General features: G+C 26.9%; 14 protein-coding genes. 10 read left to right on the plus strand and 4 right to left on the minus strand.

Going from position 1 to position 11,930, the window contains the following annotated elements; all coding sequences use genetic code 11:
- The first annotated feature begins 14 nt into the window (after nucleotides 1–14).
- From ACBT_RS02025 to rimK, 5 genes are all read left to right on the plus strand, one after another.
- Nucleotides 15–821, plus strand: a complete 807-nt coding sequence (locus ACBT_RS02025) for a phosphatidylserine decarboxylase (protein WP_024775783.1) — start codon at nucleotides 15–17, stop codon at nucleotides 819–821.
- Between the two features lie 3 nt (nucleotides 822–824).
- Entirely contained in the window at nucleotides 825–2,867 is a 2,043-nt protein-coding gene (locus ACBT_RS02030; protein WP_024775782.1) for an EAL domain-containing protein, read from the plus strand.
- A gap of 61 nt (nucleotides 2,868–2,928) precedes the next feature.
- Nucleotides 2,929–3,153, plus strand: coding sequence for a hypothetical protein (locus ACBT_RS02035; protein ID WP_024775781.1), 225 nt, complete (start codon nucleotides 2,929–2,931; stop codon nucleotides 3,151–3,153).
- 48 nt (nucleotides 3,154–3,201) lie between these two features.
- Nucleotides 3,202–3,615 carry an ATP-dependent zinc protease family protein gene (locus ACBT_RS02040; protein WP_024775780.1) on the plus strand — a complete coding sequence of 138 codons (414 nt, stop codon included), beginning with the start codon at nucleotides 3,202–3,204 and terminating at the stop codon, nucleotides 3,613–3,615.
- Nucleotides 3,616–3,623: 8 nt separating this feature from the next.
- Complete coding sequence (gene rimK, locus ACBT_RS02045; protein WP_024775779.1) at nucleotides 3,624–4,556, plus strand: 30S ribosomal protein S6--L-glutamate ligase; 933 nt, start codon at nucleotides 3,624–3,626, stop codon at nucleotides 4,554–4,556.
- Between the two features lie 8 nt (nucleotides 4,557–4,564).
- On the opposite strand, the gene ACBT_RS02050 is transcribed toward rimK, so the two are convergent.
- A complete protein-coding gene (locus ACBT_RS02050) occupies nucleotides 4,565–4,927 on the minus strand; it encodes a rhodanese-like domain-containing protein (protein WP_024775778.1) in 363 nt (120 codons plus the stop codon).
- A gap of 133 nt (nucleotides 4,928–5,060) precedes the next feature.
- On the opposite strand from ACBT_RS02050, the gene ACBT_RS02055 reads away from it, so the two are divergent.
- From ACBT_RS02055 to ACBT_RS02065, 3 genes are read left to right on the plus strand one after another with little or no spacing between them, the layout of a single operon-like run.
- On the plus strand, nucleotides 5,061–5,423 hold the full coding sequence (locus ACBT_RS02055) for a thioredoxin family protein (RefSeq protein ID WP_024775777.1): 363 nt from the start codon (nucleotides 5,061–5,063) through the stop codon (nucleotides 5,421–5,423).
- 8 nt (nucleotides 5,424–5,431) lie between these two features.
- Complete coding sequence (gene dsbD, locus ACBT_RS02060; protein WP_024775776.1) at nucleotides 5,432–7,213, plus strand: protein-disulfide reductase DsbD; 1,782 nt, start codon at nucleotides 5,432–5,434, stop codon at nucleotides 7,211–7,213.
- A 40-nt stretch (nucleotides 7,214–7,253) separates the two neighbouring features.
- Complete coding sequence (locus ACBT_RS02065; RefSeq protein WP_024775775.1) at nucleotides 7,254–8,000, plus strand: sulfite exporter TauE/SafE family protein; 747 nt, start codon at nucleotides 7,254–7,256, stop codon at nucleotides 7,998–8,000.
- A 36-nt stretch (nucleotides 8,001–8,036) separates the two neighbouring features.
- Here ACBT_RS02065 and ACBT_RS02070 read toward each other — a convergent pair whose 3' ends face one another.
- From ACBT_RS02070 to ACBT_RS02080, 3 genes are read right to left on the minus strand one after another with little or no spacing between them, the layout of a single operon-like run.
- Nucleotides 8,037–8,591, minus strand: coding sequence for an anion permease (locus tag ACBT_RS02070; RefSeq protein ID WP_024775774.1), 555 nt, complete (start codon nucleotides 8,589–8,591; stop codon nucleotides 8,037–8,039).
- The gene (locus tag ACBT_RS02075) at nucleotides 8,588–9,637 is read right to left on the minus strand and encodes an IS630 family transposase (RefSeq protein ID WP_151029452.1); all 1,050 of its coding nucleotides are present in this window, start codon (nucleotides 9,635–9,637) and stop codon (nucleotides 8,588–8,590) included. Before ACBT_RS02075 ends, ACBT_RS02070 begins: the two co-directional genes overlap by 4 nt.
- Nucleotides 9,638–9,676: 39 nt before the next feature.
- Nucleotides 9,677–10,579 (minus strand): DASS family sodium-coupled anion symporter, encoded by a 903-nt coding sequence (locus ACBT_RS02080; RefSeq protein ID WP_228130314.1) that lies wholly within the window; start codon nucleotides 10,577–10,579, stop codon nucleotides 9,677–9,679.
- 128 nt (nucleotides 10,580–10,707) lie between these two features.
- Here ACBT_RS02080 and ACBT_RS02085 point away from each other — a divergent pair, with 128 nt between their 5' ends.
- Both ACBT_RS02085 and ACBT_RS02090 read left to right on the plus strand, forming a co-directional pair.
- Nucleotides 10,708–11,322: a GDSL-type esterase/lipase family protein gene (locus tag ACBT_RS02085; RefSeq protein ID WP_034218724.1), complete on the plus strand. Its 615-nt coding sequence runs from the start codon at nucleotides 10,708–10,710 to the stop codon at nucleotides 11,320–11,322.
- A 115-nt stretch (nucleotides 11,323–11,437) separates the two neighbouring features.
- Nucleotides 11,438–11,929, plus strand: coding sequence for a transglutaminase domain-containing protein (locus tag ACBT_RS02090; protein WP_169729049.1), 492 nt, complete (start codon nucleotides 11,438–11,440; stop codon nucleotides 11,927–11,929).
- Nucleotide 11,930 lies beyond the last annotated feature (1 nt).

The raw sequence follows: 11,930 nt of genomic DNA on the forward strand, positions 1-11,930 counted from the left end.
TTTAAAGGAAAGCAATGCATATAACAAATCTTCTATCACAATACTTTGGTAAATTTGCAAAGAGAAGGTTTCCATCTTTTATTCAAAAAATTATAAATTCAAGTTATGTAAAGCTTATGAAGCTTGATATGACAGAGTTTAAAAACGCGAAACATTATAAAACTTTAAATGAACTTTTTACAAGAGAGTTACTTATAAATAGAGAAATTGATAGTTCACCAAATATTTTTATATCACCAACAGATAGTTTAATTACAGAATGTGGAAAATTAAAAAAAGATATAGCTTTACAAATTAAAGGTATGTCTTATAGTGTTGAAGAACTTTTAACTTATTATTGTAGTTCAAATTTTAATAAATTAGAAGATGGTGAGTTTATGAATTTTTATCTATCTCCAAAAGATTATCATAGATATCATGCCCCAATAGATTTTAGATTGAAAAAGTTGATTCATGTTCCAGGAAAACTTTATCCTGTAAATTTAAAATATTTAAATAAAGAATTTGAACTTTTTGTACAAAATGAGAGAGTTATTTTAGAGTGTGAAGCTGAAGGTAAGTTGTTTTATATGGTTTTTGTAGGTGCGTTAAATGTAGGTCAAATGGTATTTGAATTTGAAAAATCTGTTGAAACAAATTGTGATACAAAAGAGATTAAAGTTTATAATTATGAAAATATTGAGATATCAAAAGCTGAGTGTTTAGGATACTTTAAAATGGGTTCTACTGTAGTTATGCTTTGGGAAAAAGATTTTGTAGAATTAGAAAATCTTTTAAATAAAAATGTTAGGTTTGGTCAAAAAATTTCAAATATAAGATAGAAAATGAATACAAAACTTTTTTTCAAAATTGCATGGTTACTTGTTGTCAGTTTATTATTTTATATCATATTTGTAATTTTCTTTTTATCTCCAAAAATAAATGATTATTTATCTAATATAGAGTTAGAAATATCAAAAGTACAATTTGAAAAAATTGCACAGGCAATAAATATTGAATCAAAAAAATATGAAGATGAAAATCAGTTAATTGAGCAAGTGAAATTAATAGTTTCTAGTTTAACATTAGGGAAAGCTGGTTATATTTTTATTTTTGATGCAAATGGAAAAGTTATTTTTGATCCAAGTGGAGAGTTTGCTTCTAAATCTTTAGAAGATGTAATAATTCCAGGGGTTGGCAAAAAGTATCTTTATGAAGAGATGAAAGCTCATGCTCTTGCTAAAGAGGCTTTAGAATACGAGTGGAATAGAATTTATGACCCGTATAATTATACTTATAAAAAAATATCATGGATTGTTCATAATGATAAATTTAATTGGTATATAGCTTCTAATGTATATAAAGAGAATTTTCATAATTTTACTGAAGGTGTTAATTCTTTAATTTTAAATATTTCAATTCTTCTTTTCATGGTTTTAACTTTAATTGGAATATTTATTACAGTTAAAATAGTTTCACCTATTAATAAAATGTTGATGGAAGTAAATAAAATAAATGTTGTATCAAATTTAGATAAAACTGATAAAACAACTAAATCAAAAGATGAAATAGTTTATCTTTCTAAGCAGTTCAATACTTTGGTTGATGAAGTTGAAACAAATAGAAAAAATATTGAGATTCAAGAAAGAGTTTTTAAAGATAGACTTTACATAGATTCTTTAACTGGAATTAAAAATAGGGTAGCCTTAGAAGATGATATAAAAGAGTGTGAATTTGTATCTATTGTTTTAATAGATATAGACTCTTTTGCAGATATAAATGAACTTTATGGATTTAAAGTAGGAGATTTAGTATTAATTGAGACAGCAAAAATTTTGAATAATTTCTCAGAAAAATTTGGTGTAACTGCATACAGATTGTATGGAAATGTTTTTGCACTTGTAAATACTACAATGATGAATTTTTCTAAGTATGATGAGTTTATTAATGAAAGTTTAAAAGTATTTAAAGAGAATGCTTTATTTATTGAGGAAGAGAATTTAGAACTTTATATAAATGTTACATTAGGTATATCTATTGCTCAAGAAGAACCAATAAAAACTGCAACAATTGCACTAAATAGAGCAAAAAAATCTAGTAAAAGATTTTTTGTATATAACACAGAAATTGATACAAAAGAGTCAATTAAAAATTCTATTCATTGGAGAGAGAAAATAAAAGAGGCTATCAACAATGATTGTGTAGTACCATTTTTTCAACCAATATATAATACAGAAAATCAAATTATTAAGTATGAAGCATTAATGAGAATAAAAGATTTTGATATACATGGAAAAGAGATTTACCATTTACCATATCTATTTTTAGATACAGCATTTAAAACAAAACAGTATATATCACTTGCTAATCAAATGTTGGGAAAAATAATAGATCTTTTACCAACTACGCAAAAATATATATCATTTAATATAAGTTTTGAAGATATTATGAATAATGATTTTATAGATATGTTAGATAAGTATATTGATAAATTAGATATTGAAAATAAAGCTAAATTAGTATTTGAAATTTTAGAAAGTAATTCTATAGGTGAATATCAAATTTTAGATGATTTTGTTAGTAAATACAGAAAACAGGGAATTAAAATAGCTATTGATGATTTCGGAACAGGATACTCAAATTTTGCACATATTTTAAAAATTAGACCTGATTTTATAAAAATTGATGGTTCCTTAATTAAAAATATTACAACAGATAAAAACTCAAGTGAAATGGTTAAATCTATAATAGATTTTTCTAAAGCTTTAAACATAAAAATTACAGCAGAGTTTGTTCATAATGCAGAAGTTTATAAGAGATTATTGGATTTAAAAGTTGATGAATTCCAAGGTTTTTATTTAGGAAGACCTGAAGCAACTATTGAATAATTTAATAGAATAAAAAGTAAATTTTAGTAAGAATTTATAAATCAAATACTAAGGAGAATTTATGTCACAAACTACGAAAATAACTGAGCTTGAATTAGCTGGTACAAAACAAGGTAAGATTATTGTTTCAAATGTAGCAGAACCTTATGGAAAAGATACGGATGATGTTGTAAGTATTGCAATAGCATTAAATGGGGAAGATATTCAATGGAAAGCACATATTCCATATGAAAATATTGATGGTGTAATTCAAGCTTTACAAAAAGCAAAAGAGCTTAAAAAGTAATTTTAAAAATTCAATCTTGTGATATAATTAAGCAAAAAAAGGCTTATTATGTCACAACTGTCTATAATAGGAAGAATTGAACCTATTTCAATTTTAGATTTAGAACTTTTTGATTTAGATGCAAAAATTGATACAGGTGCTTATTCAAATTCTCTACATTGTGATGATATAACTGTTGAAGATGGTTTTGTAACTTTTAGACTTTTGGATAAAGTACATCCTTCGTATCATAATAAAAAAATAAAAATCCCACTTTATCAAGAAAAAAGAGTAAAGAGTTCAAATGGAATAATTCAAAAAAGGGCCTTTATTCAAGTAAATGTAAAATTTGCAAATAAAATTTATAAAACTGTTATTTCATTGACATCAAGAGCTGATATGAAGTACCCTATGTTAATAGGAAGAAAATTTCTAAAAAATCGTTTTTTAGTCGATGTTTCAAAAAAGAATTTATCTAAATAGGAAAAAAGATGTTAGTTTATATTTTATCAAGAAATGAAGAGTTATATTCTACAAAAAGATTGTATGAGGAAGCGAATAATAAAGGTTGGGAAGTAAGAGTTATTGATTATTTGAAATGTACAATAGAGATAATGAAAAATGAGTTAGTTGTAAACTATGAAGGAGAGATACTAAAAGTTCCAGATGCAATAATTCCAAGAATAGGTGCAAGTAGAACATTTTTTGGTGCTGCGATGGTAAGACACTTTGAAATGCAAAATGTTTTTTCAACTACTGGAAATTTAGCACTTACAAGAAGTAGAGATAAGTTAAGAAGTCTTCAAGTTCTTTCTAAAAATGGAGTAGATTTACCACGAACAGTTTTTGCTTCAAATAAATCAAATGCAAAAGATGTTATTGCTTTAAGTGGAGGAACACCTTTAATCTTAAAGATTTTAGAAGGTACGCAAGGTGTAGGTGTAGTTTTAGTTGATAGTAAAAAAGCTGCTAAGTCAGTTCTTGATGCATTTTATGGAATGGATGTAAATTTACTTGTACAAGAGTATATAGAAGAAGCAGGCGGAAGTGATATTAGAGTTTTTGTAGTAGATGGAGAAGTTGTTGCAGCTATGAAAAGACAAGGTGCTGAAGGAGATTTTAGATCAAATCTTCATCAAGGTGGAAATGCTACAATTTATAAATTAAATAGAAAAGAAAAAGTAACAGCAATTGCCGCAGCAAAAGCAATGGGACTTGGAGTTTGTGGTGTTGATATGATAATTTCAAAAAGAGGTCCTCTTGTAATGGAAGTAAACTCATCTCCAGGTCTTGAGGGAATAGAAAAATCTACAAATATAAATGTAGCAGCTAAAATTATGGATTACATAGAAAAGAATATAAAACCTAGTGATTCAACAAGTACTGTAAAAAGAAAAATTAAAAAAGATACTATAGGCGCGTAAAGTAGACTTTAGCTTTTTTTATAAGCTAAAGTCTCTTTTCCTTCGTCTAACCAATATGCTATTCCACCATATAAATGTGATACGTTTGTATATCCTTGGTCTATTAAGAAATTTCCAATAGATCTTGTTCTATTTGCATGTGCACATATTAAAACAAATTCTTGATCTTTTGATTTTACATATTTTTGGAATTCATTCATCCAATTTTCTATATCGTAGTTACCAAAATCATCAAAAAATGTAAGAGGAATACTATTTTTTATAATTCCTGTACTATAAAATTCACTTTCTCTTCTTACATCTATCATTATAATATTTTTATCAATAAGTTTTTCTACTTCATTTGGATACAAATTTATTAATTTATTCACAATATACTCCTTTAAAAATGGAATATTATCATAAAAAATTATAATTTAATTAAAATAAAATATAATAAATACTAATAAACGAATTCTTTACAAAAATTAAATATAATAGGCAAAAATTTTAAAAGAGGATTATATGAGAAAATATTTTTTTGTAACTTTGTTGACAATTACAGCATTGTTTTCTTACGAAGAATTAACAGCTGATAATTTTGACCAGAAAATAAAAGGTAAAAATGTGATTATTGACTTTTATGCACCTTGGTGTCCACCTTGTAAAGTTCTGGCAAATAATTTAGAGGATTTTGAAATTCAAAAGCCAGATAATGTTGAAATATTTAAAGTAAATATTGATAATGAGGTTTTGCTTGCAAAAAAATATAAAGTTAAAAAACTTCCAACTATAGTTTACTTTAAAGATGGAAAAGAGGTAAAACAAGAGTTTGGTATAAGAAGTGTTGAAGAACTTTTAGAAACAAGTAAAAAAGAGTTTAATTAAGGATATTCATGAAAAAAATCATTCTATTTTTAATGCTTTTTATCTATTCATTTTCATTGGAATTGAATAATAAAGTTCTTGAACCAGAAGAAGCATTTAAAGTAAATTTCACAAAAGAAGAAGATAGGTTAAATATTAAAATAAATTTGGGAAAAGATATATATTTATATGATGATAAAATACAAATAAATATTACTAAGCCGAAAAAAGTTGAGCTTGTAAAAGAATTAACTTTACCAAAACCTGTTCCTTATGATGGTTTTATAGTACATTTTGATGATTTAAATGTTGATGTTCCATATAGCTTATTAAAATCTAAACTGGATTCAAATAAGTACGAAATTGAGATTAAATTCCAAGGTTGTTCAAAAGCAGGACTTTGTTATGCTCCAATGAGTGAAAAACAAGTTGTATTTTTTGAAGCTGATGTAAAAGAACAAGTTGTTGAACCTATTAAAGAAGATGCACAACAAAAAGATGAAGTTAATTTAAAATCAGAAAATGAAAATCTAAGTGAAACAGATAATATAGCTGCTGCATTAAAAGATTCTAGTACACTATTAGTTCTTGCAACATTCTTTGGATTTGGTTTATTATTATCATTTACTCCTTGTGTTTTCCCAATGATTCCAATTTTATCTTCTATTATTGTAAAAGCTTCGCAAAATGAGACGATGAATGCAAAAAAAGGTTTCTTTATGTCTTTAATTTATGTGCTTGCTATGAGTGTTGCTTATACAATCGCTGGGGTTATTGCTGGAATTTTTGGAGCAAACTTACAAGCGTCTTTACAAAATCCTTATGTATTGGTAGCTTTCTCACTTATATTTGTAGCATTAGCTTTTTCAATGTTTGGATATTTTGAAATTAGACTTCCAAGTGCAATCCAAACAAAAATAAATAAAACAACAGAAGGAAAAGAAAAACAAGGAGTATTAGGAATTGCAATTATGGGATTCTTATCTGCTTTAATTGTTGGTCCTTGTGTTGCACCACCATTAGCAGGTGCTTTAGTTTATATTGGACAAACTGGAGATGCAATTCTTGGAGGTATAGCTTTATTTGTTATGAGTTTAGGAATGGGAGTTCCTCTTTTAATAATTGGAGCTGGAGCTGGTAAATTTATGCCAAAACCAGGTGGCTGGATGGAAAGCGTAACAAAAATCTTTGGATTAATTATGCTAGGTGTTGCTATTTGGTTACTTGATAGAGTAATAAATCCAACAGTAGCTATTTACTTATGGGCATTCTTATTATTGGGAACAGCTATTTATTTAAGAGTTTATAAACATATCATTTCACAGCTTATATCAACTGTAATATTTATTTTTGGTGTTATTATGATTGTTGGAGCAGTAAGTGGAGCAACAAATCCATTAAAACCACTTGATAAGTTTATAAATAATGGTGTATCATCTGTAAAACAAGATGAATTAAAATTTACAAAAATTCAAAATATAACACAACTTGAAGATGCAATTTCAAAATCTTCAAAACCTGTAATTCTAGATTTTTGGGCAACTTGGTGTGTTTCATGTAAAGAGTTAGATGAAATTACTTTTAAAGACCCAGAAGTTATTAAAAAACTTCAAAATTTTACACTTTTAAAAGCAGATGTTACTCAAAATAGTGATGAAGATAAAGCGTTACAAAAAAGATTTGGGATTGTTGGACCACCTGCATTAATTTTTTGGGATACAAATAAACAAGAGGTAAAAAGTGCAAAAATAGTTGGATATAAAAATCCAAAAGAGTTTTTAGAAGTTTTAGATAAAAACTTCAAGAATTAAATATTTTTGATATATAATAAATCCTTTTTTAGGATTTATTATGGAATTTACATTTGAATTTTTAGTTTTTGCTTCTATTGTCGTATTCTTATCTGCTTTAGTTCAAGCAACCATTGGATTTGGTTTTCCTATGATTGCAACTCCTCTTCTTGCCATGATGACTGACATGAAAACAGCTGTTATATATGTTGCTATCCCAACTTTGTTACTAAATATTAGCGCGTTAATTAGTGAAGGAAATTTTTTACAAACTATAAAAAGATTTTATCCTTTAGCTCTTATGGCAATGATTGGTAGTGCTATAGGTACTCAAATTTTACTTTATAGTAACTCTGAAATATTTAAATTTCTTTTAGCAGTCTCAATACTATTTTATCTATTTAGCCAAAAAATATCTTTTGAAATGCCTTGGGTTAGGCAAAAACCTAATTTATCAACTTTTATTTTTGGTTTGAGTGCTGGAATTATTGGAGGATTAACAAATGTTATGGCATTGGTTTTAATTATCTATTCTTTAGAAGCAAGACATACTAAAAAAGAGATAATTCAATCTACAAATCTTTGTTTTATGTTTGGAAAGATTATTCAAGTTATACTTTTTGCAGTTCATGGTTCTTTTACCCAAGAGATACTAGAAACATCTTTATATAATTTATTAATAGTTGCTATTTGTATAATTATAGGATTTAATTTAAGAAAAAAGATAGCTTCCGAAAGTTATTTTAAAATGATTAAAGCTTTTTTACTTTTAATGGCATTAGCTTTGATTTACCAAACAATATTATAAAATTGAAGATGGGTAATTAACCCATCTTCTAATATTTTACATAAATATAAATACTCCGATAATGATTGGAATTAAATAAATAAGACCAAAAATAGCTCCTAAAGCCCACCATTTACCTTGAGAAATATATCCTGCTCCATACCAAATAGGAGAAGGTCCTGTTCCATAAGGAGTAATAATTCCCATAACTCCCAAGCTTCCAGCTAAAAGAATAGTAAATGTAAGCAATTGATCTGCAGGTATAAATGTAGATGCAATAACCATAAATAACGGAACTAATGCAGTAACATGAGCTGTTGTACTAGCAAAAAAGTAGTGTAGTACATAGAACAACAGTATTAAAGCAATAATAAGTGATGTTAGACTTAAGTCAGCAAGCATTGATTGAGAATTTTTACCTATAAAATCTAATATACCTACTTTTTTTAAACCATCTGCTAGTGCAACTAAAGTAGCAAACCAAATAAATACATTGAATGCAGCTTTATCTGAAAGTAAATCATCCCAAGTAATAATACCTGATAAAATCATTATAGAAACAATACTAATTGCAGTTATTACTCCCCCAATAAACAGAGTTAATTTTATCAACTAGCATATTTCACACTAGGATGTAAAAAGAAATTTGCAACTTTTTGTGGATTTCTTTGTAAACTCTCCATATAATTTTGTGTGTTTTCTTTCAATTCTTTTTGATTCTTTGGCAGACCATTTTTATGTACATTACTTTTATAATCTTGATTTAAATATTCATCTGGGTTAAATTCAGGAGAGTATGGTGGTAGATAAAATAGTTTTATTTTATCTTTATTCTCTTCTTCCCACTCTTTTACTTTTTTAGCATGATGTACTCTTAGGTTATCTACTATCATAAATACTTTTTTATCATTTGACTTTATTACTTTTTCTAAAAAATCTATAAAATTATCAGTAGCTATTGAATCATCATAAAGTGCAAACATTGATTTACCTGTATTAGTAATAGCACTTATCATATTAACTTTAAACTTTTTAGCTGTATGAGTTAATATTGGTTTTATTTTACTTCCTATTGGTGCATATCCTTTTAGATTACTTGGCAATGAAACACAAGCTGTTTCATCTGCCCACCAAACATCAGCATTATTTATTTTTGCTTCTTTTTTTATCTTTGGGTACTCTATTTCAAGCCAAGCTTTTGTAGCACTATCTTTTCTCTCATAAGCTCTTTTTATTGGCTTTTTAGATGTAAATTGCCATTTAGCTAAATAATCTCCAACAGTTGATATTGGCATATCAACATCAAGTTCTCTCAAAATCAATTGTTTTACTGCTTCCCTTGTCCATAGGGCAAATTTAAATTTTAGCTGTTCTGGTGTTGTATCTATTAGCATACTAATAATTCTTGATTCTTGTTCATCACTAAGGCGTTTACCACTCTTTTTTGGTCTACCTGTCTTTTGAACTTTAAGAGCTTTTTGTCCATCTTTTTTGTATTTACTATACCATCTTGAAGTTGTAATTTTTGATAAACCTAAAATACTAGCTGTCTCAATATTACTAACACCACTCTCTCTTAATTTTATTGCTCTATCCCGAAGATATTGCAATGTTTTTGAATCTACTTTTCTTGCATCATTTTTATCTAATTTTTCCATTAGAAATTGTACCAACAATATCCATAATATTAGTTTAATTTATCGGTGTAGTAATATTGTTGAATCAACTCCTAGTTCTTTTCCAAATATCCAAAGAACTAAAGCAACAGTTGCAAGTCCAGCCATTAAATATTCTTTAAATGTAACAGAACCTAATTTTTTTAATTCTTCTGCTGCCCAAGTTGGAGCTTCTGGAGATCTTTTTTGTGTTGGTGGATATAAAACATAAGTAAGCCAAGGTGTTAATAAAAACATTGGAATCATTAATGGAAGCATTATTGTTGCCCATTCCATCCATGTTATAGCATGGCTAGTACTTTTTGCAATCAAATCAACTGCTAGTAAGTTCGGAGCAAGAGCTGTTAAAAACATTGAACTTGTTACACAAGTTGATGCAATTGCAACCCAAGATATATAAGCACCAATTTTTCTTGGTTCATTATCTGGTAAAGAGTTGAAAATTTGTGGAATATTAATAGCTACAGGATATATACTTCCTCCACTTCTTGCTGTATTGGATGGCATAAATGGAGCTAAAATTAAATCAGAGAAAGCAACAGCATATCCTAATCCTAAAGTACTTTTTCCCATATATTTAACCATAAGTAATGATACTCTTTTTCCAAGACCTGTTTTTTTATAACCTTCTGCAAACATAAATGCTGCAAAAATTAGCCAAATAACACTATTTGAAAAACCACTTAGTGCCCATTTTACACTCTCTTTAGAATCTCCAACTAAACCTAAAAGTGCAACTACTGAAATGGCAGTAAATCCCACTAAAGCTGCTGGTACAGGCTCAAGAATTAACCCAATAACTACTCCTAAAAATATTGCTAAAAAATGCCATGCATTTTGTGACAAACCTTCTGGAGCAGGTATAAACCATAAAACTAGAACTACTAGCACAGGTGCTAATAATTTTAAACTCCTTGTAGACATAAATCCTCCTAATAAAAATATTAAATTATTATAATATAATTTTCTAATAAATAATTTTAAGTTGATATTAAAAAATAGTTATTTAACAAATCTTTGATATACTTTATTAAAATTTATGGAGGGTAATAATGAAAGTAATACTATTATTTTCTTTAATATTTATAGAATTATTTGCAAATGAATGGAAAATACAAAATGATCCATATTATAAACATAAGGTCACACAATTTGAAATGTTAAAAGATAAAAGTGATGCTAAAATTGTGATGCTTGGAGACTCTATTACTGATGAGGGTGAATGGAGTGAGTTATGGGGTAAAGTTGTACAAAATAGGGGTATTAGTGGAGATACTACTAGTGGAGTTTTAGATAGACTTTATACAATTAGTCCAAGTATAGAAGAAGTTTATATAATGATAGGTGTTAATGATATTATGCGTGGTGCAAAAGCGCAAGATGTATATTTAAACTATGAAAAGATAGTTCAATTCTTCCAAAAAAAAGGTATTAAAGTAAATATTCAATCTACTTTATACATAGGTGAGAGTAGAAAAAAAGATTTCAATGTAGAAGTTGAAAAATTAAATGAAAAATTAAAACTATTTGCTAAACAAAACAATATAAGATTTATAGATTTGAATCAAATTTTATCATCAAATAAAGTTTTGAAAGCAGATTTTACAAAAGATGATTTACATTTAAATGGAGATGCTTATAAACTTTGGATAGCAGAGATAAAGTAGTATGTTAATAAAAAGTAGTGGTGTAAAATTTTTATCATTTTTTATATCATTTTTCTTCATAATTTATCTACTCTACTTAATTTACATATCATTTTTTGTAGTTAAAAATCAGTTTATGGATATAGGAGACTCAACTTATGTAAATCAAGTTAGAGTTGATGAATATACTAAAAATCTAAGTGATCATTTAACAAAAGATTGTAATAAAGATCAGGTTTGTGAAGTTAAAAATATATTAAACTTTGTAACAAATATACCATATAAAATAAATGATAGTATTGCAAGAACTCCAAAAAAAGTTGTAGAACAAAATTTTGGAGATTGTGATGATAAATCAAATTTGTTAATATCACTTTTAAGACAAAAAGATTATGAAGCTTATTTTGTATTAGTTCCTGAACATATATTTGTCATAGTAAATCTTCAAAATATAAATTTAGGTAAACCAACTTTATATATTAATGATAAAAAATTTTATATTTTAGAAAGTACAGCAACAAATTCAGAAATTGGATTTGATTTGAAATATAAATTAGATGAAATTGAAGCTGTGATTGATCCATTTATAAATAAAAAATTGATTATAGATAAATTAGATTATAAGTAGA

The organism is Aliarcobacter cibarius (genome assembly GCF_013372265.1).
Lineage (GTDB): Bacteria > Campylobacterota > Campylobacteria > Campylobacterales > Arcobacteraceae > Aliarcobacter > Aliarcobacter cibarius.